Here is a 24,732-nt window from a genome sequence, read left to right on the forward strand (position 1 = left end):
TCACCGCACATCCGCCTTGGCTTCACCGAACAGACCGGATGGCTTCACGATCAGCACCACCAGGGCCAGGATGAAAGGATAGAGGTCGCCAAAGGCAGAGTCGAAATAGTTCGAGAAGCCTTCCACCAGGCCGAAGGCGATGCCGGCGATCAGGATGCCGACCGGATTGACGAAGCCGCCGATGCTGACCACGGCAAAACCCTTGAGGATGAACAGCAGGCCCATATGTGCCTGCACCGTGGTGATCGGGCCGGCCAGGATGCCGCAGGTGGCGGCGAGCATCGCCATGATGGCATAGGAGCCGATCACGGCACGGCGTACATTGATGCCAAGCAGGGCTGCGGTGCTCTTGTCGAACGACACGGCGGCGATTTCCTTGCCCCAGCGGGCGCGGAACAGGAACCAGTAGAACACCGCCACTACCAGCAAGGCGATGCCGGCAACAATCAGTTCTTCCATGTAGAAGCCGGCGCCGAATACCTGCACCACCTTCTTGTCGCCGGCCGAGAAGAGCGGCGGCGAGTAGAAGCGCGACTTGCCCCAGATGAGCTGTGCGGCATTCTGCAACAGCATGCCGAAGCCCATGGTGGTGAGAATCCATGCCAGACTGCCGCCGCTGCCGGCGAGCTGTTTCTCCAGTGGCTTGATAGCGATGCGTTCCAGCAGCACACCCAAAGCCACCAGCAGCAACAGCACCAGCGGCACCACCGCCAGCAGCGGATAACCAGCGAGCAGCAGCGCCATGGCGGCAAAGGAGGCGATCATAAGGAAATCGCCCTGGCCAAAATTCAGCGCACGGGTGGTGAGAAATGTGATCAGCAGCCCCTTCCCCATCAGGGTATAGAGGCTGCCCATGGCGATGCCGGAAATCAGCACCTGGGTAAAATCAGTGAACTTCATCGCACCACGCCAGAACCGCAGGAACGGAAGTGGGCGGTGCCTGCCGTAATCGGCACACACCGCCCACCAGGGTTACTTCAGCTTGACCACGCGGCCATTGCGCCACACACCGAGGAACACGTTCTCGGCATCGAGGCATTCATGGTCCTTGGCGCCAAACGGCTTTGCCGGAGTGCCCGACACCGCCTTGAAGTCGTTGATATCCTCCAGCGCTTTCTGCAGCTTCAGCGGATCGGCGCCAGCCTTGTCGACGGCCTGCAGCAGCAGCTTCATGCCGTCGTAGCCCAGCGCGGCCACCACCGGCCAACGGTACTTGTCGCCATATTCGGCCTTCATTTTGGTATCGAAAGCCTGTGCCTTGGGATCGGCGAGATCGAGCGCCTGGCCCATCACCGTGCCTTCAATGGCTTCCTTGCCGACAATGTTGAGCACCATCTGCGACGACAGGCCCCAGTTGCCGGCAATCACCGGCTTGTAGTCGATCTTCGGCATGGAACGGTAGACCAGTTCCAGGCTGTCGTGGAACAGCAGCACCAGCTCGGCACCGGCATTCTTCAGCTTCAGCATCTGCGGCGTCAGGTCGGTGACATTTGGCGCGCCGCTTTCCACGGCCACCAGCTCCATGCCCCGCTCCTTCATGCCCTTCTGCACTTCACCTGCGGCAAACATGCCGTAGCCATTGGTGCCATGCAGCAGGCCGACTTTCTTGAACGACTTCACGCCCCAATCGAGCATCGCGTCGATCTGGAATTTCTCCACCATCGAGCAGCGGTAGATGAAGCTCGGCGACTGGTCGATGAATTTCGCCGTGATGTCGGTGGCAATGGCCGGGCCGGCCATCAGCGGAATCTTGGCCTGCTGCAGCATCGGCGCAAAAGCCGCGACATTGCCGCTGTTCACAGTGCCGATCACCGCCGAAACCTTGTCATTGGCGATCAGGCGCTGCACCAGCGACACCGCACGCTGCGGATTCGCTTCGTCGTTATAGACGATGAATTCGATCTTATGCTTCGGGTTGGCGGCGTTGTATTCCTTGAGCGCCATCTCGTTGCCCTGGAGATACGACTCGCCGAAATCGACGATTGCCGGGGCACCGCTCAGGCCCTGCACCGCGCCGATCCGCACTGTCTCGGCGCGAACATCGGCAGCACTCATCCACATCGAAAGCGCGGCAATACCCGCCGCGGAAAGGCTCAGCGCCTTGCTCATTCCCGTTTCCTCCGTTTTATGCCATCGGTGGCAAATCCAGGGGAACGCAACCGCTTCCTGAAAGTGAACCGTGGTTCACCAAGCGTAAATTATGGTTCTTGAAGAAAGCAATCGGAATCTTCGAACAATATTTGGTGCGACGCAGCATGGCGTTATATGTGCGCTACGGCGCGGAGTACCGGGCGTATGCAAATGGAATCAGCCTGCCGCATCGACTGAATGGCGCGGCGCCATTCAGTCACACAACCCTTAATCCGGTATTCGTGCTATTTCTTGCGCTTGAGTGTCGGCTTGCGCGCCGGTTGGGCGACGGCTTTTTGCGGTGCACGCAGACTGGCGGCAAAGACTTCCACCATGCCATCAGCGACTTCGCGGGCGCTCCATGCGCCCTTCGGATTATACCAGCGCGACAGCCAGTTCACCGATCCCATGATGGTAAGGATCGTCATGCGCGGGTCGCACTCCCGTATGCTGCCATCAGCAATGCCTTCGGTGACGAAGCCACGCAAGGTGCGCTCGAAATGATCGCGGCGGCGGGTGATTTCACGGCGCTGGTCGGTCTGCAATGCTTCCAGATCAGTCAGCGCGCCGCCGGTGATACTGCTATCGGCATAGGTGGCGAGGAAATGATGCAGGGCCAGTAGGGTCTTTTCCAGGCCGTCCTTGCCGTGGCGCTTGCCGTGGCGTAGCGCCGCCTCACCCAGATCCATGGTGTGGCAATGCTGGATGTAGAGGATCTCTTCCTTGCTGGAAATATAGCGATAGAGCGCGGCTTTTGTGACGCCGAGCGTGGCGGCGATATCCGCCATCGACGTGGTATGAAAGCCCTGGCGGCGGAAAGCATCGGCCGCCTTCTTGATCAAAACATCACGCTTGAGCTGATGCCGCTGTGCCGGATCCGGCACCACATTCCCCCAGGTCTTCTTACCCGCCATGCCGCCTGCCACTCTTATCGGTTCTTGTTCTGCGGACCATAAAGCCTTGGCAGCACGCTGTCTATTCGCCAGGATGGCGCCCCCTGGACAGAATAAAAACGGAGGAAACATCATGTCCGACGATATCCTGTATGAAAGCCACGGCGCGGTTCGGCTGATCACCATCAACCGCGCGGCGAAGATGAACTCCCTCGATTTTGCCGCGAATGATGCGCTGGTGGAGGCATTTCAGCGTTTCGATGCCGACCAGGAAGCTCGGGTCGCGGTACTCACCGGGGCCGGCGACAAGGCCTTCTGCGCCGGCGCCGACCTCAAGACCTACACGATGAATTTCGGCACCAGCCCACAGCCGGCTTTCCGCGAGCGCTACACCAACGGGCTTGGCATCGGCGGCATCACCCGTGGCCTGGAGATCTTCAAGCCAATCGTGGCGGCGGTGAACGGCTTCGCTATCTCCGGCGGCTTCGAGATCGCACTGGCCTGCGATATCCGCTTTGCCTCACCGAATGCGGCATTCGCCATCCAGGATGTGAAATGGGGCTTCCATCCTTGCGATGGGGCATTGATCCGCTTGCCCTATATCATCGGCCTTGGCAATGCGATGGAGATGTTCCTCTCTGGCGACCGCATCGATGCCGAACATGCGCTACGCATCGGCCTGGTCAACCGCGTATTGCCGGCGGAGAAGCTGCTGGAGGAAACCATGGCATATGCCGCGAAGCTGGCGAGCCGTGGCCCGCTGGCGCAGCGCTTCGGCAAGGAAGTGATGCTGCGCAGCCTGGGGCGGCCACCGGAGGATGGGCTGCGTTTCGAGTCGCGCTCCTTCCGTGACCTCGGCGACACCGCCGATATCAAGGAAGGCACCGACAGCTTCCGCGAGAAGCGCGAGGCGCGCTTTATCGGCCGTTAGCCGCGTTTCGGCGGGCGCGGTCCCCAGATATTGCCGCGCCCGGTGAAGCCGCCATCCACGGTCACGACCGTGCCGCTAACATAGGCGGCGCGCTCGGAGACCATGAAGGCCACCACATCGGCGATTTCTTCCGGCGTCGCGGCGCGTCCGATGGGCAGGAAATCGAGCAACTCCTGCCAGCGTTCGGCATCGCCCAGCACGTCGGCGGCCCGCGGTCTCAACAAGCTGACCAGACGATCCGTCGCCACCAGGCCGGGATTGACTGCCAGCACCCGGATACCCTGCTCCACACTTTCGCCGCCGAGCGCACGGGTGAAAGCCATCAGCGCGGCATTGCCGGTGCTGCCGGCGATATAGGGGCCATCCGGCCGCTCGCCGGCCATGCCGATGACATTGAGGATGGTACCCTGGCGCCGCGCCGCCATGGCGCGATAAACCGCGCGCGTAAGGTTGATATAGCCAAAGACCTTGAGGTCCCAGGCGGCACGCCAGGTCGGCTCATCCACCGCCAGCAGGTCGCCACCCGGAATGCTGCCGGCATTGTTGATCAGGATATCCAGATGCCCGGCATCTGCCGCCAACTGCTCCGCCACACCCGGCGCCCCGACATCGGCGGCGATGATTTCAACCCGGCCATTATAGCGCGCATGCAGCGCCTGCTGCGCCCCAGCCAATGCCGCGCCCGATCGCCCGACCAGCAGCAGATCGCAGCCCTCTTCGGCTAGAACCCTGGCCGTCGCCAGGCCGATACCCTTGGAGCCGCCGGTGATCAGGGCGCGGCGCCCACGCAATTGCAGATCCATGTTCCCTCCCAGCGCCCGCCGCATTCGGCGACAAGCGTCATGCGGCTATATAGCGCGCTCGGCAGGAAACAGGAAAGAGTGCCAGCTCAGTATCAACTCTTGGGGCGAGGCCCCCAGGCACCGCCGCTCTGGCTGACGATCGGCCCGAGCTGCGCGTAATTCGGCCCGGCGATGCGGCAGATCGGCTGCAGCCGCTCGGTGCGGATCTTGCCGCTTTCATAGAGATCGTCGCGAATATGGAAGCAGACCACCTCGCCGACATGGAACTCAGTGCAGGCGGTGCCGAACTCGATCAACTGGCTGAAGCGGCATTCCAGGCTGACCGGCACATCGCGCAGGCGCGGCGCCGCGATACATTCGCCGGGCAACGTGGCCAGGCCCAGCTCCTCCACCTCGCTCACCTCGGTGGGGTACTCGAACGAGCTGGCATGCACTGTGGCGATCATACTGTCATTGGCGATATTGACAGTGAATTCGCCGCGCTCGCGGATATTCCGGGCGGTATCCTTGAGTCGCAGCTTGTCACCGCGCCCGATGCTGATGCCGAGCATCGGCGGTTCGCTGGAAACAAAGGTGAAGCAACTGAACGGCGCCAGGTTGACATGGCCGGCTTCACTCAAAGAAGTGACCCAGGCAATCGGCCGCGGCACCACCACGCCGGTAAGCAGCTTGTAGGTCTGGTCGCGATCGATATCGCTCGGCAGGATACGCATTGTCTACCCCTCAGCTCGCCATCGCCATATGCCGCACCACCTTCTCGGCGGTGATCGGCAGGTCCGAAACACGGCAGGCAGCGGCAGCCACCGCATTTGCTAGAGCCGCCGGCGGTTCGATCACCGGCGGCTCGCCCACGCCCTTGGCGCCAAAGGGGCCGACCTCGCTCGGACATTCCACCAGGATGGAGCGCACGCGCGGTGCGTCCATTGCCGTCGGCATCTTGTAATCGGTGAGGTTGGCATTCGCCACATGGCCGTCGCGGTAGACGATCTCTTCCGACAAGGCCTGGCCGATACCCTGCATCACGCCGCCCTCGATCTGGCCCTCGATATAGAGCGGGTTGATGGCGAAGCCGACATCCTGCGCCACGACATAGTCATTGATCTGGATTTCGCCGGTCTCTTGATCGACCGAGACATCCACGGCATGGGCATGGAAGCTCGGCGAATTCAGCGTGGTGATCACCAGGTTGCGGCCGCGCTTCGGATCGTAGGGCGTCGGCGGCGCGATGAAGGTGCCATGGGCAATCAGGCCGCCGCCGGATAATTGCAGCGCTTTGGCGATTTCCGCCAGCGTGATCGACTTGTCGCCGCCGCTGACCACGCCATCAACCAGACTGAGGCCTTCGGCAGGCACACCGAGCTTCGGCGCCGCCGCCTGGAATATCTGCTGGCGCAGTTTCTCCACGGCATTGATGCAGGCATTGCCGACCGCAAAGGCGGTGCGGCTGCCCTGGGCGCCATGGTCGAACGGCGTCGCGGTGCTGTCGGCGCTGACGATATCGATATCATCAAGCTTCACACCCAATGCTTCGGCCAGCACCTGGGCGGCGCCGGTGAGCGCACCGGTGCCGATTTCGGCACAGCCGGTATTCATCACCACCTTACCTTCGGGGTTGATCTTGACATAGACGCCCGAAGAGCCGGAGGTTGTGGTCCACCAGCCGCAGGCTAGGCCCTTGCCACGTCCGTTGCCGTCACGGCGCTGCGACCAGCCAATGGCATCGGCGGCCTTGCGCAGGCATTCCTCCAGGCTGACCTTGGCCACCACCTGGCCGTTCGGCGCCGTATCGCCATCGCGCAGGATATTGCGCAGGCGGAATTCCAGCGGATCCAGGCCGATGCCGGCGGCGATAATGTCCATCTGCGATTCGACGGCGAAATTCGCCTGCGGCCCGGAAGGCGCGCGGAACGAGCCGGTCGGCGCCTTGTTGGTGTAGACCGCCAGGCCCTCGATGGAGATGTTCGGAATGCGGTAGGGACCAGCCAGGATCAGGGCAGAGCTGGAACCGACACCGACGCCGGAGCCGGACGTGGCCCCAGTATCGACAATGATGCGGCCCTGCTTTGCCAGAATCCGACCGTCTCGGCTGACGCCGGTTTTCAGTTCGATCACCACCGGCTGGCGCGAATAGGCGGTGGCCATCTCTTCTTCGGTGGTGGTCACCATCTTCACCGGCCGGCCGCAGGCTTTCGCCATCACCGCGACATAATGCTCGACCCCAAGGCGCAGCTTGCCGCCGAAACCGCCGCCGATCACGGTGCAGATCACCCGCACCTGGGCCGCCGGCACTTTCAGGATTTCGGCCAGCGTGCTTTGCGCCTCAAAGGGCAACTGCGTGTTGGACCAGACTGTAAAGCGCCCATCGCGATCCCACTGCGCCACTGCGGCGCGCGGCTCGGTATAGCCGGGATGCACCATGTTGGTGGTGAAGCGGTTGGTGAAAATATGATCCGAAGCAGCAAAGCCGGCTTCGATGTCACCGACCGACAGCAGCGACTGGTTCGATACATTGCCCTGGCGCAGCACGGTCGGCATCGCCTGGTATCCCAGCAAATCCGGATGCACCAGCGGCGCATTGGCCTGCAAAGCCACTTCGACATCGAATACCGCCGGCAGCGGCTCATACTCGATCTCGATAGCCGCAGCGGCAGCTTCTGCCTCGGCGGCGCTACGCGCCACCACGCCGGCAATCGGCTGGCCGACATGGCGTACGGTATCGAGGGCGAATACCTCCATATCCTTGATGAAGGAGCCATAGCGCGCACAGGGCACATCCGCCGCCGTGACGATGGCGCGCACGCCGGGCATCTGGCGTGCTTTATCCAGGCGCAGGGCACGGATGCGGGCATGCGGCACCGTGCTGCGGCAGAGTTTGCCATGCAGCATACCAGGCAGGGCAAAATCCGTGCCGTAGATTGCGCGGCCCGTCACCTTGCCCATTGCATCGAAGCGCGGCAGGGACTTGCCCACCACCTTGTAATCAGACGCCATCACTGCCTCGCTGCCTGGCCCAAACCGCGGCGCGGCTCAGGTAATCCGTTTCACACCCACCATACGGTCGATCAGCAGCACGAAGGCGGTGGTGCCGATCATCATCAGCGCCGCGATGGCCGAAACCGTCGGATCGACGCGGCTTTCGATATAGAAGTAGATTTCCACCGGCAGGGTGGAGTTGCTTTGCGACAGAAAGGCCGTCGCGGTGAAGTTGTCGAACGACACCACGAAACAGAAGAAGCTGGCGGCGAAGATACCGGTCTTGATCTGCGGCAGCGTGACGAGGAAGAAAGCCTTGAACGGCGAGGCGCCAAGCCCGACAGCCGCCTCTTCCAGCGTCGGGCTGATCCGGGCCAGCGAGGCGCGGATCACGCGCACGGCGTAAGGCAGGGTCAGCACGCAATGCAGGATTACCAGATTGGTGGATTTCTCGATGAAATCGGTGCGGGCGGCAAAGATCAGGAAGGACAGGCCGACAATCACCTGCGGCACGATCAGCGGCGACATCAGCACCGCGTCTATGGCTTCGCGGCCACGGAAGCGGTAGCGGGTGAGCGCCAGGGCCGACAAGGTGCCGAGCGTCATGGCACAGACGCCGGAAATCAACGCCAGCGCAATCGAGCGGTAGAAGGGCAGCTTGAAATCCGGCTGATTGAACACATTCTCGAACCATTTCAGCGAGAATCCATCCGGCGGGAATGTGGCACGGGTGGTGGAACTGAAGGCGCTGAAGAAAGTGATGACCAGCGGCGCCGTGATCCACAGCAGGACCACCACAGCAATCACCGTGCTGACACGATAGAGCGGATCGCTGCTATTCACGGCGCTCCTCATCGGTTGCCTCCCGGCAGCAAACGTGCGCCGATACTGTTGATACCGAATACCACCGTCAGGCTGATCAGCAGTGTGACCACGGCAGCCGTGCCGGACAGCGCGTAATTGAAGCCGACAATGGCCTGGTCGTAGATCAGGTTGCCAATCATCTTGAAGATGCTGCCGCCGAGCAGCGACGGCGTCAGGTAGGCTGTGAAGCAGAAGACGAAGGAGAGCACGGTGCCGCCGACCACGCCGGGCGCGCTGAGCGGCAGGGTGACGCGCAGGAAGGCCTGCAGCGGCGTGGCGCCAAGGCTGCGCGCAGCCTCTTCATAGCGGCTACTGACATTCTGCAGCACCGAGCTGATCGGGAATACCATCAACGGCAGCGCCGAGGCGAACAGGCCGATGGCAACGCCGAGTTCATTATACATCAGCTTTACCGGCGCATCGATCAGGCCCATTGCCTTGAGGCCACGATTGATCACGCCATTGTTGCCGAGCATCAGCATCCAGCCATACATCTTCACGACATAGATCGAGAAAAACTGGATCGCCAAGGTAAGGGTGATGAAAGTGGCGAAGCGGCGGCTGCCCCGGCTCATCACATAAGCGATGGGGTAGCCAGCCAGCAGCACGATCAGCGTGACATAGCTGGCTATACGCACCGAACGCCACAGGTAGGTGCGGAAATGACCATCAGCGGCGAAGCTGACAAAATTGGCAAGAGTGAAATCGCCGGCAGCATTACGCATACTCAGCGACAGCACAGTGGTGAGCGCCGCAAAGAAGAAGACCAGCAGGATGAGGGCCGGGCCGACAAGCAGCAGGGGCCGCAAATTCCAGCGCATTAAATCTCCTCCTTCGCGACGCTCATATTCACCTTACTGGATCACTTCACGGTCATACTGGCTGATGATGGTCGACATATTGTCGGCCATGTGGCCGTAATCCATCGGATAGGCGCCGTCCAGATTGCTCAGGATCGACTGCACCACTTCCGGGCCCTTGGCCTTCTTGTTGGCCGGCAGCGCGCCGAAGGCTTCGGCAAGCTGTGCCTGCACCGGCTCGGAGAGCAGGAAGTTGACAAAATCCTCGGACTGTTTGACGCGCGGGCCGGCGACGATGGTGAGCGGGGTTTCCGCCACCAGCAGCGGCTTGCTCGGCACCACGAAACCGTAATTGCTGCCCGGCTTGATATAGCTGATCACGTTCGGCAGCACACCCCAGGCGATCAGGCCGACTTCACCGGCTTCGAGCAGGCGGATCGACTGCACGTTGTTGGTGAAGAAAGTGACGATGCTGGGCCGCAGCGTCTTCAGCTTGGCATAGCCCGGCGCCAGGTTCTTTTCACTGCCACCGGCCAGCAAGGCCGCCATGGTGGGGAAGTAACCCGGATCGAAGCTGGCCGCCGGCGCGCCGATCTTGCCCTTCAGGCGGGGGTCCCACAGGTCTTCCCACTTGGTCGGCTCGAACGGCACCAGATCCTTGCGATAGAAGATGCCGCGCAGCGACACCCAGGCGGTAACGCCATGGGAGAAGATCAGCGGCGCATTAATATTGGCGGTGTTAGGGATGCGCGCCTTGTCGATCGGCACTATCACGCCTTCCTTCACCGCGCGCTGGTAGTTGATCATGTTGGTGGACCAGATATCCACCTCGGGCTTCGCCTTCTGGGCGATGAGACGGGCAACGCCTGCCTCGCCGGCACCCTGGGCCACGACGCTGACCGGCTGCTTGGTCATTGCCTCGTAATCCTTGGCCAGCTTCTCGAAGGTCTGCTGCCACACGCCGCCCCAGGTCATGAAGACCAGCGGCTTTTCCTGCGCCGTGGCGCCGAAACTGAACGTCATGCCGGCCAATGCGGCCGCCAGCGCGAATTTCTTGATCATCGTTGTCCCCTTCATGGCCCTGCTCCTTTGTTGCTATCGGCGAATACTGGTTGTTGTCCTACAATCCCTGTTCGTCCCTTCGACGCTTTATGGTCGCACCTGTGCCATCTGGCGGGCGGCGCGCCCGACGGCATCGACAATTTTCTGATAACCAGTGCAACGGCAGAGCGTGCCGGCGAGGCCCTCGCGGATCGCCGCCTCGTCAGGCAGCGGATTGGCGTCCAGCAAAGCCTTGGCGCTGAGCAGCATGCCGGGAATACAATAGCCGCATTGCACCGCGCCGCCCTCGATGAAGGCCAGCTGCAGCGGATGCAGTTCGCCGCCCTGCGCCAATCCTTCGATGGTGGTGACGGAACTGCCCTGGCATTGCAGCGCCAGGGTGATGCAGGAATTCACCGCTTTGCCATCCAGCAGCACGGTGCAGACGCCGCATTCCGCTTCCAGGCAGTTGGTCTTGGTGCCGGTGAGGCCGAATTCCTCGCGTAGCAATTCCAGCAGTGACATGCCGGCGGGAATCTCCGCGTCGTAGCGCTCGCCGTTGATGGTGAGAGACAGGGCGTGGCGACTCATGGCGCCAACCTTTCCAGACAGGCCATGACGGCGCGCGGCACCAGTGCGGCGATCAGCCGGCGGCGATAATCGGCGGAAGCCCGCACATCGCTGAGCGGTGTGGCCTGGGCCGCCGCCGCTTCGCCTGCCCGCTTCAGCAAAGTTGGATCGCGTGGCTGGCGGTGCAGCAATGCTTCGGCTTCGCTGGCGCGGAAGGCCACCGGTGCCGCAGCGCCGATGGCGATGGCGACCTGGCCGTAATCCGAGGTGCTAGCGCCAACAATCCGCACCGCCACGGAGATCAGAGAAATCTCCATGGCGCGACGACGACCGGCCTTGATGAAGGCGGTGGCACCGCTCTTGCCCGGCATGGCGAAACGCACCCGGGTGAGCAATTCATCCTGGGCTCGCGCGGTGCGACCCGGCCCGAGCAGGAAATCGTTGAGCTTCAGCCAGCGTCGGCCAGCCGGTCCGGCAAGCTCCACCTCGGCGCCCAACGTGAGAAGCTGTGGCAACAGGTCCGCCGCCGGCGAGGCATTGCAGATATTGCCGCCGATGGTGCCGGCATTGCGCACCTGGTGGCCACCGATGACGCGCGCACTTTCGATCAGGCCCAGCATGGCTGGCTCGGCCGCGAAATAGTCTTCGAGCTGCTTATGCGTCAGCAACGCGCCGAGCGTCACGTTGTCGCCGTCGCGCTCGATCTGCTTCAGTTCATCCAAAGCCTGCAGGCTGATGACATGGCTCGGCTGGCGTGACTTGCGCCGCATCTGGATCACCAGATCGGTGCCGCCGGCGATGAAACTGGCCGCAGGCCCGAACCGGCCGGCCAGCGCAATACCCTCGGCGATGCTCTGCGGTTCGGAATAATCGAAGGCCATCGCCGTCATTGCGCCCGCCTCACTCTGCCGCCGCGCGCAGGTCGAGCGGCAGGCTTTCGCCGGCAGTCAGCCAATGCGGCGGCTGGCCACGCCGGAACAGCTTGGCACGGCCACGGCCCACCACTTTGGCACTACCCTGCTCAATGCGGATCGCGGTGGATTCCTCCACGCCCAGCACCGGGTTGGCATTCACCGCATGGTACTCGCGGATACGGTCATCGCGGGTTTCGCTGCCCGGCGCCATGGTCGGATCGGTTTCCAGGTAATGCGGATTGAGCGTCCAGGGCACCAGGCCCATGGCATCGAAGCGGGTGGCGCCCACCACATTCCAGTCATTGGTGCAGAGGATGTTGAAGCCGGCAATGTTGCTGCCGGCGCTGGTGCCGATATAGGGCATGCCGCGACGCACGCGTGCATTCAGTGCCACAAGCGCGCCGCATTCGCGCAGCCGCTGCAGCAAGGCATAGGTGTTGCCGCCACCGACGAACACCGCCTCTGCCGCCTCGATCCGTGCCGGCAACGCGGCATCGGCCTGGAAATGCTCGGCCACCACGCCGATACCACGCAAGGCATCGGCGGCGGCAGCATAGCGGCTCTCGGCATCACCTAAGCGCGCGGCGGTGATGTAGCCGAGTCGGCGCACGGGGCCGAGAAAATCAGCAATCTCGGGCAGATATTCCTGCAGGAAAGGACGGCCTGAATTGCTGATCAGCAGCGCGCGAATCATGTTTCAAGCCGATCATCGCGGAACAGCCGGGCATCCTCCGGACGCCAGGCAAGCGTCACTTCATCGCCAGCCATTGCCGGCGTGTGCAGATCGGCCGGCGCATCAACACGCAGCAGCAGGTCGCCACCCAGGCCGACCTGATACTTGATCGTGGTGCCGACAAAGACGGAATTGACCACCTTGCCGCGCATGGCATTGCGCCCCGCCGGCAACGGCGCGGCGGCCGGCGCGATCTGGATGCGTTCGGGCCGTAGCAGAAGCTGCACCGCACCATCGCCGTGCTGGCCGGCCTGGGCGAAGGTGCCAGCCACACCATCCAGTTCGATCCGGCTGGCGCCATCGCCACGACCGACAACCCGGCCGGACAGCATATTGGCGGTGCCGATGAATTCAGCCACGAAGCGATGCGCCGGGAAATCATAGACCTGACGCGGCGTATCAACCTGCAGGATGGCGCCCTGGCTCAGCACCGCGATGCGGTCGGAGAGCGACAGTGCTTCTTCCTGGTCGTGGGTGACAAAGATCGTGGTGATGCCGAAACGGCGCTGCAATTCGCGCAATTCGAACTGCATGTCGCCGCGCAACTGCTTGTCCAGGGCCGCCAGCGGTTCATCCAGCAGCAGCACCGACGGGTTGAAGACCAGCGCACGCGCCAGCGCGACACGCTGCTGCTGGCCGCCGGAAAGCTGCGATGGATAGCGGTGGCCCAGGGCAGCGAGTTGAAGCTGGCCCAGGATGCGCTGCACCTGCGGCGCGATCTCGGCCTTGGGCACCGACCGCATCTTCATGCCGAAGGCGATATTCTCGGCCACGGTCATATGCGGAAACAGGGCATAATCCTGGTAGACCATGCCGATATTGCGCCGGTTCGGCGGCACACCGATCACTGACTGGCCGCCGATGCGGATATCGCCGGCTGCCGGCATCACGAAGCCGGCCACGGCGCGCAAGGTGGTGGTCTTGCCGCAGCCGCTGGGGCCGAGCAGCGAGAGGAATTCGCCACGCCGGACATGCAGCGAAAGGTCGCGCACCGGCATCGTGTCGCCATAGGCGACAGATATACTGTCGATATTCACATCAACGGGAACAATGGCACGGCCATCGGCACCGGTATTGCCGATGCTGAGCGACGCGCCCTCCAGCGACGGGGCGTTCATTGCCCGCCCCCACGGCGCCAACGCGCCTGGCTCGAAATCCGGTCTGCTACCGCCAACCGCCACCCCCACAAAGCACAGTCACCGGATGCGCCGGCATCGCCCTGTATGCCCGCCGACGTTACTCGATTGCCAGCAGGCCGACGCACTATCCTGTATACGGTATTCATTGTCAAACAGGAAAATTCACATCATTTCTCTTTTATCTCATTCAAAACAATGATAATAATGGCCGAACTCGGTTACAGAACCCTACCACTATTTGCATTCTGGATACATCAATGCTGGAAGAGACCTTCAAGCTGCCCCGGCGTGAGCCGACCTGGAAAGGCGTCTACCGCAATCTGCGGCTGGCGATCCTGAATCGCAGTCTTCCGCCGGAAACCCGATTGATCGAAGTGGATCTCTCGCAGGCCATGGGGGTCAGCCGCACGCCGCTGCGCGAGGCCCTGGCCAAGCTGGCGCAGGACGGCCTGATCCGCAGCGCCGAACGCGGCGGTTATGTCGTGACCGATCCGCGCCAGGATCTTGCCGACGCCTATCACCTGCGCGCCGCCATCGAGGGCTATGCGGCGCGGCTGGCGGCCGAGAACATCACCAATGCCGAAATCCAGCGCCTGCGCGAAAATGTCGCCGCCAATATGGCGATCGACCTTTCCGATACCCGACGCCGCGCCGAACTGAATCTGGAATTCCACCAGATCGTGGCCCATGCCTCGCGCGCGCCGCGGATTATCCAGGCCTTCGACAATCAGCGCGAATTCATCTTCACCGACGAAGACATGCAGATCCACACCCTGGATGCCTGCCGCCAGTTCGTGCGCGAGCATGAAATCCTGGTGGATGCGCTGGAATTGCGTGATGGCGACAAGGCTGACCGCATCGTGCGGGCGCATCTGCATCGCGCCGTCGGCCTGCTGCTCGACAATGGGCGCGACGCCATGTCCGCAAGCAAGGGCAAGAAATCCTCCGACGCCGAGGCCGCGTAAGAAATCATGAAGCTGGGTATCGCCGTTCTGCCGAAGCTGCCGTTCACGGATTTTATCCGCCTGGGCCAGGAATGTGAAAAAAGCGATCTCTCGCTCTGGGTACCAGACGAGCGTTTTTTCCGTGATGTTTTCGTTTCGCTGGCCGCCTTGGCTACCAATACCAGCAAGGTGAGCTTGGGCAGCGGCGTCACCGATCCCTTCATCCGCCACCCGCTGCTCACTGCCGCCGGGATGGCCTCGCTGGATGAATTATCCGGCGGCCGCGCCATTCTCGGCATCGGCGCCGGCGTCAGCGGTTTCGACGCGCTTGGCATCAAGCGCCATGCCCCGGCCACGGCTTTGCGCCAGACCATCGACCTCTGCCGCCGCTTCTGGGCCGGCGAGGCCATCACCCAGCTTGAAGGCCCGGTTTATGCCAAGGCCGCCCAGCTCAATTTCACGGCTCCGCGCCAGATCCCTGTATACATTGCCGGACGTGGCCCTAAGGTGCTGGCGCTCGGCGGCGAAGTGGCCGAAGGCGTCATTATCGGCCATTTCACCTCTGAACGCGGCCTCGGCTCGGCACAGGACCAGATCAGTGCGGGCATCAAAAAGCGCTCGCCGGATCGTGGTCGGCCGGAAATCGCCGTCTGGGCCTATACCTCGGTGTCGAAGGACGGCGATGCCGCCCGCGCGGCGGTGAAGCCGGCCATCGGCCGCACCATCCGCTCCACGCCGGAGGCGCTCGAGATTCTGGGCGAGAACGCACCGCGTCTGCTCGAGGAACTGGAGCGCTTCGGCTATGCACGCTCGCCGGAATACGATCAGGCGATGCGCGATACGGTAAGCGACTCGCTCACCGCACAGCTTTCCATCTCCGGCACGCCGCAGGAATGCATCGACCGCATCCGTGCCATCCGCGCCTGCGGCATCGACAATGTGATTGTCCTGCCCTACCCGGCCGCCGGCATGAGCATTCCTGAAATGACGGCCCTGTTCTGCAGCGACGTGCTGCCGAGCGTGCGCGACATCTGAGCGACAGCAGCAAGGGGCAGCGGCCATGACGATGCGGCAAGTGATTGATGCTTTCGAGCTGCTGGACTCAGCGCTGATCGATGGCCCGGCGGTGGCCGAGTTCCTGCGTGGCCAGGGCGCCGAGGATATCCGCGTCGAGCGCATGACCTCGGAGAAGCATCACACCGATTTCATGCAGATCCGCATTCCAGGCCGCAATAAAGCTGCGCCGGTACTCGGCATCATCGGCAAGCTTGGCGGCATCGGTGCCAGGCCGGCCCAGGTCGGCATGGTTTCCGATGCCGATGGCGCCATCGCCGCCGTGGCCGCCGCCGCCAAGCTTGCCACCATGGCGGCCAAGGGCGACCGGCTGGAAGGCGATGTGATCATCTCCACCCATATCTGCCCGGCGGCGCCGACCCGGCCGCATCAGCCGGTGCCCTTCATGTCGGCCCCGGTGGACCGCGTGAAGCTCGGCCGCGCCGAACTGCACCCAGACATGAATGCGGTGCTGAGCATCGATACCTCGCGCGGCAACCGCGTGGTCAACCACAAGGGCATCGCCATCACGCCGACGGTGCGCCAGGGCTATATCCTTCCCGTCAGCCGCGACCTGACCGACATCCTGGAAATCGTCACCGCCGAACCTGCCGTGGTGATGCCGCTGAGCACCCAGGACATCACGCCCTATGCCAACAACCTCTACCACATCAACTCGATCCTGCAGCCCTCGGTCTATACCGACAAACCGGTGGTAGGCGTGGCGGTGACGGCGCGCGTGGCGGTTCCTGGCAGCGCCACCGGTGCGACACAACTCGACGATATCGAGAAATCGGTACGCTTCTCGATTGAAGTGGCGAAGAATCTCGGGCGCGGCATCTGCGCCTTCCATGACGAAACCGAATTTGATCGCCTGCAGGCGCTCTATGGCTCGATGCAGCATCTGCAGACAGCGGGGAAAGCTATTCCGTGAATCTGACTTTGCAGGTCAACGGCCAGGAACACGGTGTCGATGCCGAGCCGTTGACCCCGCTGGCCCGCGTGCTGCGCGAGCAGCTTGGCCTGCGCGGCACCAAGATCGGCTGCGGCAATGGCGAATGCGGCGCCTGCACCGTCTGGCTCGATGGCCAGGCGGTATGCTCCTGCCTCTATCCGGTCTATCGCGCCGCTGATGGCGAGATCACCACCATTGAGGGCCTGGCCGATGCCGGGCGACTGAATGCCCTGCAGCAGGCCTTCATCGATCACGGCGCAACGCAATGCGGCTTCTGCACCGCCGGCATGATCATGGCGGCCTGCGCCCTGCTGGCACGCAATCCACAGCCGACCGAGGCCGATGTGATACATGGCCTCACCGGCAATATCTGCCGCTGCACCGGCTATCGCCAGATCATTGCGGCAGTGCTTAGCGTGGCAGAGCGGGGCGCCGTATGATGCAGGTGTTGCCGCGCGAAGTCGGTCGCCGCATCCCGCAGAAGGGTGCGAAGCAGCGCGTGCGCGGCGAAGCCCGCTTCACTCATGATATCAGCCTGCCCGGCATGCTGACAGCGGCGGTGCTGCGCAGCCCACATGCCCATGCCCGCATTCTGGAGATCGACACCTCGGCAGCACGCGCCCTGCCCGGCATCCATGCAGTGATCACCGCCGCCGATTTCCCCGGCCGGCGCTACCAGCAGCTTGGCGGCAGCTATGCCGACCGCTTTCCGCTGGCGGTCGATGTGGTGCGTTTCCAGGGCGAGGAAGTGGCCGCCGTGGCCGCCGACAGCATGGAACTGGCGCAGCAGGCCCTGCGCCTGATCCGCGTCAGCTATGAACCGCTGCCCGCATTGCTGACGCCGGAAGCCGCGCTGGCGGAAGATGCACCGGCGCTGCATGAAGCAGCCAATATGGCCGGCGGCCGTAACCTGGCGATCCGCTTCCGCTGCGATTACGGTGCCATCGACCAGGCTTTCGCCGAAGCCGCCCATGTCTTCGAGGATGAATTCAGCCATGGCGTGGTGGTGCCCGCCTGCATGGAAACCAATGCCACGGTGGCGAGTTTCGAGGCGAATAGCGGCGACCTGACACTGTGGACCGCCACCCAGGCACCGTATTTCATCCGCAAGGAAGTGGCCCATGTGCTCGGCCTTGAGGTCGAACGCGTGCATATCCGGGGCGTCGAGGTCGGCGGTGGTTTCGGCGGCAAATCGAAGATCTGTGAGCAGGAAGCCCTGGCCGCGCGGCTTTCGGTCGCCACCGGCCGCCCGGTACGGTTGCTGCTGGACCGCCGCGAGGAATTCATCAGCGGCAAGACCGACCATGCCAAGCGCATCCGCATCCGCACGGCGGTTGCGGCCGATGGCACCATCCTCGGCCGCTCGACCTCATTGCAGATCGACAATGGCGCCTATACCGCCTATGCGCCCACCTATGTCGGCGCCTCGCGCCAGCGCACCACCTGCCTCTACCGGGTGAAGACCGCGCATTACGATTGCGACCTCGTCTATACCAACAAGGTACCGGGCGGCCAGTATCGTGGCATGGGTGCGCCGCAGACCATCTGGGCTATCGAAAGCCATATGGACCAGATCGCCGAGCGCCTGGGCCGCGATCCGCTGGAATACCGCTTAGCACAAGCCAATCGCAGCGGCGACGTGACGCCGCTAGGCTGGAAGATCAGCAGTTGCGGCCTGTCCGATTGCCTGGCCGAAGTGGCCCGCCGCATCGGCTGGGACGAGAAGCGCAAAACCTCCGGCCTGCATGATGGCAAGTATCGCGGCGTCGGCATCGCGGCGATGATTCATCCCAGCGGCGGCGTGATCTACCAGGAAGGCAATTATGCCAACAGCCGCGTCGAGCTGCTGCGCAACGGCGAATTCGTGGTGCACACCCAGACCGCCGATGCCGGTACCTGGCAGAATACCACGCTGGCCCAGCTCGCCGCCGAGGGCCTCGGCGTGCCGAGCGAACTGGTACGCGTCTCGCACATGGATACCGATGCGGCGCCGCCCGATCTTGGCAGCGCTGCCTCGCGCGTCGCTTTCGTTTCCGGCAATGCCACCCTGCGCGCCGGCCAGGCCCTGCAGCGCAAGATCGCCGAGCAGCTTGGCCGGCACTGGAACTGCAATCCTGACGATCTGAGCTTTGCCGATGGCCGGGTGACACTGGCCGATCCGATGCGCAGCGCCAGCATCGCCGAAGTGGCCGCGCTCTGCGCGCCGCTGGATGCCGAGGCGCGCTATTCAACGCCCGGCGAACGCCCCGATCCGGCTACCGGCATCGGCAATTATGCCGCCACCTATGTGTTCGGCGCCCAGGCCGTGGAAGTGGAAGTCGATCCCGCCACCGGCAAGGTGACGATCCTGAAGATCGTCGCCGCCCAGGATGTCGGTCGCGCGCTCAATCCCACTGCCATGGAGGGGCAGATCTATGGCGGCATTGTGCAGGGCATCGGCATGGCCCTGCAGGAAGAATTGATCTTCGAGGAAGGCCGGCCGGTGAACGCCTCCTTCCTCGACTACAAAGTGCCGCGCATCGGCGATTCAGCCCCGATCGAGATCGCGCTGATCGAGACCAACGATCCGGAGGGCCCGCTCGGCGCCAAGGCCGGTGCGGAACCAACGATCAACGCCACCATCGCCGCCATCGCCAATGCCGTGGCGCACGCCACCGGCATCCGCTTCAAGCAGTTGCCGATGAGCCCGGACCGCGTGCTGCCGCAGCTCGTTGAAAAGGAAGGCCGCACGCTGGCGCTGAAGCCATGGAAGCGGCCCTACAATCTGGAAGTCGCCACGGTGCGCGCAGCCTATCCCGACGCGGTGTTCCCGGTGTTGCGCAAGGTGGGCACCAAGTTTGCCAAACTGCCGAAAACCGGTGTGAAGCCTGACGTGATGACACCGCGCGATGTCGATGGTCTTCTGGCCGCACTCAGCCAGCCGGGCCGCAAGGCGCGCATTCTGGGCGGCGGCACGGATTTGTTCGTTGGCCTGCGCCAGGGCATCTACGATACCGACCTGCTGGTCGATGCCTCACGCCTGGCGGCTTTGCGCGGTATAACGCAAGCCGATGACGTGCTGCTTATTGGCGCCGCGACACCGCTGGCGGAAATCACTGGCTCCGGCCTGGTGCACGAATTGCTGCCGATGCTGGCCGAGGGCGTGGAACTGATTGCCACGCCGCAGATCCGCAGTGTCGCCACCGTCGCCGGCGATCTCTGCCAGGAAAAACGCTGCTGGTTCTTCCGCAGCGCCTTCCCCTGCTACAAGCTCGGCGGCACCACCTGCCCCTGCTTCGCCGTGCAGGGCAATTCACGCTTCCATTCGATTCTCGGCGCCAAGCGTTGCGCTGCGCCCTGCCCGGCCGACCTGGCGCCGATCTTCACGGCATTGGATGCCACCGCCGTGATCCTTGGGCCCCGCGGCGAGCGCCGGGTGAAGATGGCCGACTTCTACCATTGGTCCGGGCTTTCCTGCGTTGCCGCCGATGAAGCCATCCTGCGCTTCGAACTGCCGCTGCCGCGCGGCACCAGCCATGCCTTCGAGAAATTCGCCGTGCGCCGCAGCGATTTCGCCGAAGCCTCGGTGGCGGTGCGGCTAGGCTGGGATGGCGGCCACTTGAACGACGTGCGCATTTCGCTCGGCGCCGTGGCACCGCTGCCGATCCGCGCCACGGCCACTGAACGCGCCCTGCTGGCTGCCGGCAAGCCCAATGCCGCGGCGATCAGGCAGGCAGCGGAACTCGCCGTGCATGGCAGCCTGCCATTGCGCGACAACACCCATAAGACCCACCTGCTGGTCAATCTGACCGAGCGCGCCATCACCAGCGCCATCGCGGCGCGCGCCTGAATGAGGCAAGCATGACCACCCTGACCATAATCCCCGCGCCTGAGCCGACCTACCTGGCGGTGTTCAAGGGTGAGCCGACCTGGCTCGATGCAATGCGCCAGCGTTTCGCCCGCGTCGAAGAGGGCCAACTGGCGCCGAAACTGCGCGAACTGGTTTTCGTTGCCGGCTACGTGATCAACCGTTATGCGGCGGCGGCGCAGCACCATCGCCAGCGCGCGCTGGCGGCCGGCGCTACCGATGATGACCTGCGCCTGGTGCTGAAAATCCTGGATTTCTATCGCGGCCTGCGCGGCTTCCAGGACGCGCAAAAGCTGTTGGGCCTATGGCGTTCCGGCCTGTTCCCGGAAGTGAAGCCGCCGCGCCAGGGTACGCTGGCCGAAATCTACCAGAAGATTATCGAGACGCGGAAATACATCGCCAATGGCTTCCGGGTCTATAGCGCCGATGGCGAATGGCTGAAGCTGTATCTGCAACGCTCGGATGCCATCAAGCTTTCGCCGCGCAGCATCGACGAGCGCGGCGTGCAGCTTCTTTCCATGGCGATCACGCTGAAGAACCATGGCTATTCGGATAATTTCAACGATGGCTGCATCGAAGTGCATGAGAACAAGACCCGGGCACTTGGCACCAGCGAAGCGGAAGTGCTGGAAGTGGTGCAGATCATGGAATTGTGCGATTCCATGACCACGGCCTGGGAAGGCGCCGAATTGCTTGGCCTTGATGGTCGCAATTAGGCTTGGCCGCAACTGAGTTACGTGAGGAGAGTGCAGATGCAGATCGCGATGGTGGGATTGGGCCGCATGGGCGCCAATATGGTGCGCCGCCTGATGCGCACCGGCCATGATTGCGTGGTCTATGACCGCGATGCCGCCGCCCGCGCCGCGCTGGCCGGCGAAGGCGCCCGCGCCGTGGAAAGCTTGAGCGACTTGGTGCAGGCACTGAAGCCGCCGCGCGCCATCTGGCTGATGCTGCCGGAAGGCGCCATCACGCAGCAGAATGTCGATGCCCTGGCCGCCCTGATGGCGCCGGGCGACATGCTGATCGATGGCGGCAACAGCTTCTGGAAGGATGATATCCGTCGCGCGACAGCTTTGCGCGAAAAGGGCCTGGTCTATCTCGATGTCGGCACCAGCGGCGGTGTCTGGGGCCTGGAGCGTGGCTATTGCCTGATGATCGGCGGCCCCGATGCCGCCGTGCGGCATCTCGATCCGATCTTCGCCGCGCTGGCCCCGGGCCGAGGCGAAATTCCGCTCACACCCGGCCGCGAGGGTCGCGATGCCCGCGTCGAGCAGGGCTACCTGCATGCCGGCGGCAATGGCGCCGGGCATTACGTGAAGATGATTCACAATGCCATCGAATACGGCATGATGCAGGCGATGGCGGAAGGTTTCGACATCATGCGCCATGCCGGCGACGGCCATGTGGCGGAGGAACTGCGCCTTGATCTCGAAGTTGCCGACATCGCCGAAGTGTGGCGGCGCGGCAGTGTCGTGACCTCCTGGTTGCTCGACCTCACCGCGACGGCGCTGGCCAAGGATGGCGACCTTGCCGCCTATTCCGGCCAGGTGAATGACTCCGGCGAAGGCCGCTGGGCGTTGCAGGCCGCTGTTGAGCAGGCCGTGCCGGCGGAAGTACTGAGCGCCGCCCTGTTCGCGCGCTTCCGTTCGCGGCGCCAGGAGAAATTCGCCGAGAAGGTGCTGTCTGCCATGCGCGCCGGCTTCGGCGGCCATACCGAGAGCAAGTGAGCCGAGCATGACCCGCCCCCTGTCTCTCGCGCGCGATCTGGAGCAACTGCCGCTGGCGGAATTGCTCGCCGAGGCGGCTGCACTCCGCGACCAGGGCCATGGCCGGCGGATCAGCTATTCGCGCAAGGTTTTCATTCCGCTGACCAAGCTGTGCCGCGATGTCTGCCATTACTGCACCTTCGCCGAACGGCCGAGCAAGACACAGCCGGCCTATCTCAGCCTGGATGAAGTGCTGAAGATTGCTGAGCAGGGCCGCAATGCCGGCTGCAACGAAGCCTTGTTCACCCTCGGCGACAAGCCGGAGGACCGCTACACCGCTGCCCGTGACGCGCTGTATACCATGGGCATGCCAAGCACGCTGCATTACCTGGCCCATGCTGCTGGCACCGTGCTGGAAAAGACCGGCCTGCTGCCGCATCTCAATCCCGGCGTGATGACGCGCGACGAATTGGCGATGCTGCGCCCGGTTTCGGCCTCCATGGGCCTGATGCTGGAAAGCGCCTCAGCACGGCTCTGCCAGCGCGGCGGGCCGCATTTCGGCTCGCCGGACAAGGACCCTGCGGTACGGCTTGCCACTATCAACGCTGCCGGCGAACTGGCGATCCCTTTCACCAGCGGCATTCTGATCGGCATTGGCGAAACCCGCGCCGAACGCATTGAGTCGCTGCTGGCACTGGCCGAGCTGCATGCCCGCCATGGCCATATCCAGGAAGTGATCGTGCAGAATTTCCGCGCCAAGCCCGGCACCAAGCTGGCTGCTGCTGCGGAACCGGACCTCGACGACCTGCGCTGGACCATCGCCGTGGCGCGGCTGATTCTGGGCCCGGAAATGAATATCCAGGCGCCGCCGAACCTGACGCCGGATGGCTATGCCGCGCTGATCGGCGCCGGCCTGAATGACTGGGGCGGCATCTCGCCGGTGACGCCAGACCATGTGAATCCCGAAGCGCCCTGGCCACAGATCGAAGCCCTGGCCCAGGCCACGGCGGATGCCGGGCATCTGCTGGTCGAGCGGCTGGCGATCTATCCGCGCTACCTGCGCCAGCCAGCCCGCTGGCTCGATGCGGCCATGCAGCCGGCAGCCTTGCGCGCCAGCGATGGCGAAGGCCTGGCGCGCAGCGATAGCTGGGCCCCGGGCCTGCCGCTCTCCGACTGGGCGCTGAGCGATGTGACGCGCCGGCCCTATCTCGCGGCCGTGGATGGCGCGGTGCAGCGCCAGGCCGCCATCGCCGCGACCGGCAGGCGCCTGGATCAATCCGCATTAGCCATGCTGTTCACGGCGCGCGACCGGGATTTCCGCTTCCTCTGCGAAGCCGCCGACGAACTGCGTCGCCATAGCGTCGGCGATACCGTGCGCTACGTGGTGAACCGCAATATCAACTACACCAACATCTGCTATTTCCGCTGCGGCTTCTGTGCCTTCTCCAAGGGCAAGACCCATGAGGCTTTACGTGGCAAGCCTTATGATCTTGCATTGGAAGAAGTCAGCCGCCGCGCCATCGAAGCCTGGGACCGCGGCGCCACCGAAGTCTGCATGCAGGGTGGCATCCACCCCGAATATACCGGCGAGACATATCTGGAAATCTGCCGCGCCGTGAAGCGCGCCGTGCCGCAGATGCATGTGCATGCCTTCTCGCCGCTGGAAGTAAGCCAGGGCGCGCGCACGCTGGGCCTCAGTGTGCCGGATTTCCTCGATCGCCTGCGCGATGCCGGCCTCGGCACCCTGCCGGGCACGGCGGCGGAAAGCCTGGACCCTGCGGTGCGCGCGGTGATCTGCCCAGACAAGCTGGATGCCGACGAATGGCTAAGCGTGATGGAAGCGGCGCACCGCGCCCGCCTGCGCAGCACCGCCACGATCATGTATGGCCATGTCGATGGTCCGGATTCCTGGGCGCTGCATCTGCTGGCGATCCGCGACCTGCAGCAACGCAGCGGCGGCTTCACCGAATTCGTGCCATTGCCTTTCGTTGCCATGGAAGCGCCGATCTTCCTGAAAGGCGGCGCGCGGCGCGGACCTTCCGTGCGCGAAGCGATCCTGATGCATGCCGTGGCGCGGCTGGCGCTGCATGGCGAAATCGACAATATACAGACTTCCTGGGTGAAGATGGGCAAGGCTGGTGCCGAACTCTGCCTGCGTGCCGGCGCCAATGATCTCGGCGGCACGCTGATGAACGAGAGCATCTCGCGCGCCGCCGGCACCCAGCATGGCCAGGAAATGCCGCCAGCAGAAATGCAGGCGCTGATCCAGGGCATCGGCCGCGTACCGATGCAGCGCGACACGCTCTATCGCCCGGTGAGCCGCGAGCGCCAGTCGGCCGCCGAGGCAGCCGTCGAATTGCTGCCCATCGTACTTACCCCGCCCAGCGATCCCAAGGCGCTGGCGCGGCACGTCGTCTAGTTCTTCCCAGTATATCG

22 protein-coding genes are annotated in these 24,732 nt (G+C 63.6%); 9 read left to right on the forward strand and 13 right to left on the reverse strand.

The annotated features are described in order from the left end of the window. The 3 genes from V6B08_RS17270 to V6B08_RS17280 form a co-directional block, all read right to left on the reverse strand. Nucleotides 1-900: a branched-chain amino acid ABC transporter permease gene (locus V6B08_RS17270; protein WP_341983156.1), complete on the reverse strand. Its 900-nt coding sequence runs from the start codon at nt 898-900 to the stop codon at nt 1-3. 72 nt (nt 901-972) lie between these two features. Next, complete coding sequence (locus V6B08_RS17275) at nt 973-2,109, reverse strand: ABC transporter substrate-binding protein (RefSeq protein WP_341983158.1); 1,137 nt, start codon at nt 2,107-2,109, stop codon at nt 973-975. A 266-nt stretch (nt 2,110-2,375) separates the two neighbouring features. Continuing rightward, nucleotides 2,376-3,044 (reverse strand): TetR/AcrR family transcriptional regulator, encoded by a 669-nt coding sequence (locus V6B08_RS17280; RefSeq protein WP_341983160.1) that lies wholly within the window; start codon nt 3,042-3,044, stop codon nt 2,376-2,378. Nucleotides 3,045-3,156: 112 nt separating this feature from the next. On the opposite strand from V6B08_RS17280, the gene V6B08_RS17285 reads away from it, so the two are divergent. Then, nucleotides 3,157-3,954 carry an enoyl-CoA hydratase/isomerase family protein gene (locus tag V6B08_RS17285; protein WP_341983162.1) on the forward strand — a complete coding sequence of 266 codons (798 nt, stop codon included), beginning with the start codon at nt 3,157-3,159 and terminating at the stop codon, nt 3,952-3,954. On the opposite strand, the gene V6B08_RS17290 is transcribed toward V6B08_RS17285, so the two are convergent. The 10 genes from V6B08_RS17290 to V6B08_RS17335 all read right to left on the reverse strand — a co-directional run bounded on the left by V6B08_RS17290 (nt 3,951) and on the right by V6B08_RS17335 (nt 13,770). Further along, nucleotides 3,951-4,757 carry a short-chain dehydrogenase/reductase gene (locus V6B08_RS17290; protein ID WP_341983164.1) on the reverse strand — a complete coding sequence of 269 codons (807 nt, stop codon included), beginning with the start codon at nt 4,755-4,757 and terminating at the stop codon, nt 3,951-3,953. The two genes, V6B08_RS17285 and V6B08_RS17290, sit on opposite strands and share 4 nt — an antisense overlap. Before the next feature lie 92 nt (nt 4,758-4,849). Next, complete coding sequence (locus V6B08_RS17295) at nt 4,850-5,470, reverse strand: flavin reductase family protein (protein ID WP_341983166.1); 621 nt, start codon at nt 5,468-5,470, stop codon at nt 4,850-4,852. 10 nt (nt 5,471-5,480) lie between these two features. Next, the gene (locus V6B08_RS17300) at nt 5,481-7,748 is read right to left on the reverse strand and encodes a xanthine dehydrogenase family protein molybdopterin-binding subunit (protein ID WP_341983168.1); all 2,268 of its coding nucleotides are present in this window, start codon (nt 7,746-7,748) and stop codon (nt 5,481-5,483) included. A 36-nt stretch (nt 7,749-7,784) separates the two neighbouring features. Then, entirely contained in the window at nt 7,785-8,585 is an 801-nt protein-coding gene (locus V6B08_RS17305; protein WP_341983170.1) for an ABC transporter permease, read from the reverse strand. Continuing rightward, nucleotides 8,582-9,415 (reverse strand): ABC transporter permease, encoded by an 834-nt coding sequence (locus V6B08_RS17310; protein ID WP_341983172.1) that lies wholly within the window; start codon nt 9,413-9,415, stop codon nt 8,582-8,584. Before V6B08_RS17310 ends, V6B08_RS17305 begins: the two co-directional genes overlap by 4 nt. A gap of 33 nt (nt 9,416-9,448) precedes the next feature. Continuing rightward, on the reverse strand, nt 9,449-10,471 hold the full coding sequence (locus tag V6B08_RS17315; RefSeq protein ID WP_341983174.1) for an extracellular solute-binding protein: 1,023 nt from the start codon (nt 10,469-10,471) through the stop codon (nt 9,449-9,451). Between the two features lie 72 nt (nt 10,472-10,543). Further along, on the reverse strand, nt 10,544-11,026 hold the full coding sequence (locus V6B08_RS17320) for a (2Fe-2S)-binding protein (protein ID WP_341983176.1): 483 nt from the start codon (nt 11,024-11,026) through the stop codon (nt 10,544-10,546). Beyond that, complete coding sequence (locus V6B08_RS17325; RefSeq protein ID WP_341983178.1) at nt 11,023-11,895, reverse strand: FAD binding domain-containing protein; 873 nt, start codon at nt 11,893-11,895, stop codon at nt 11,023-11,025. Before V6B08_RS17325 ends, V6B08_RS17320 begins: the two co-directional genes overlap by 4 nt. Before the next feature lie 10 nt (nt 11,896-11,905). Then, nucleotides 11,906-12,613 carry a dipeptidase PepE gene (pepE, locus tag V6B08_RS17330; RefSeq protein WP_341983180.1) on the reverse strand — a complete coding sequence of 236 codons (708 nt, stop codon included), beginning with the start codon at nt 12,611-12,613 and terminating at the stop codon, nt 11,906-11,908. Next, the gene (locus tag V6B08_RS17335) at nt 12,610-13,770 is read right to left on the reverse strand and encodes an ABC transporter ATP-binding protein (RefSeq protein WP_341983182.1); all 1,161 of its coding nucleotides are present in this window, start codon (nt 13,768-13,770) and stop codon (nt 12,610-12,612) included. The genes pepE and V6B08_RS17335 overlap by 4 nt, the downstream gene beginning before the upstream one ends. Before the next feature lie 278 nt (nt 13,771-14,048). On the opposite strand from V6B08_RS17335, the gene V6B08_RS17340 reads away from it, so the two are divergent. Genes V6B08_RS17340 through cofH form a run of 8 tightly spaced genes read left to right on the forward strand, consistent with a single transcriptional unit; the run spans nt 14,049 to nt 24,715 of the window. Continuing rightward, nucleotides 14,049-14,756: a GntR family transcriptional regulator gene (locus V6B08_RS17340; RefSeq protein WP_341983184.1), complete on the forward strand. Its 708-nt coding sequence runs from the start codon at nt 14,049-14,051 to the stop codon at nt 14,754-14,756. Between the two features lie 6 nt (nt 14,757-14,762). Beyond that, a complete protein-coding gene (locus V6B08_RS17345) occupies nt 14,763-15,770 on the forward strand; it encodes an LLM class flavin-dependent oxidoreductase (RefSeq protein WP_341983186.1) in 1,008 nt (335 codons plus the stop codon). A gap of 25 nt (nt 15,771-15,795) precedes the next feature. Then, nucleotides 15,796-16,722, forward strand: a complete 927-nt coding sequence (locus V6B08_RS17350; RefSeq protein WP_341983188.1) for a DUF1177 domain-containing protein — start codon at nt 15,796-15,798, stop codon at nt 16,720-16,722. After that, nucleotides 16,719-17,183 carry a (2Fe-2S)-binding protein gene (locus V6B08_RS17355; protein WP_341983190.1) on the forward strand — a complete coding sequence of 155 codons (465 nt, stop codon included), beginning with the start codon at nt 16,719-16,721 and terminating at the stop codon, nt 17,181-17,183. Before V6B08_RS17350 ends, V6B08_RS17355 begins: the two co-directional genes overlap by 4 nt. Beyond that, nucleotides 17,180-20,572: a molybdopterin cofactor-binding domain-containing protein gene (locus V6B08_RS17360; protein ID WP_341983192.1), complete on the forward strand. Its 3,393-nt coding sequence runs from the start codon at nt 17,180-17,182 to the stop codon at nt 20,570-20,572. Before V6B08_RS17355 ends, V6B08_RS17360 begins: the two co-directional genes overlap by 4 nt. An 11-nt stretch (nt 20,573-20,583) precedes the next feature. Further along, entirely contained in the window at nt 20,584-21,306 is a 723-nt protein-coding gene (locus V6B08_RS17365) for a carboxymuconolactone decarboxylase family protein (protein WP_341983194.1), read from the forward strand. A 36-nt stretch (nt 21,307-21,342) separates the two neighbouring features. Beyond that, entirely contained in the window at nt 21,343-22,317 is a 975-nt protein-coding gene (gene gnd, locus V6B08_RS17370) for a phosphogluconate dehydrogenase (NAD(+)-dependent, decarboxylating) (RefSeq protein ID WP_341983196.1), read from the forward strand. A gap of 7 nt (nt 22,318-22,324) precedes the next feature. Then, nucleotides 22,325-24,715: a 5-amino-6-(D-ribitylamino)uracil--L-tyrosine 4-hydroxyphenyl transferase CofH gene (gene cofH, locus V6B08_RS17375; RefSeq protein ID WP_341983198.1), complete on the forward strand. Its 2,391-nt coding sequence runs from the start codon at nt 22,325-22,327 to the stop codon at nt 24,713-24,715. Nucleotides 24,716-24,732: the final 17 nt, after the last annotated feature.

This window comes from Ferrovibrio sp. MS7 (assembly GCF_038404985.1).
GTDB classification, from domain to species: Bacteria; Pseudomonadota; Alphaproteobacteria; order Ferrovibrionales; family Ferrovibrionaceae; genus Ferrovibrio; species Ferrovibrio plantarum.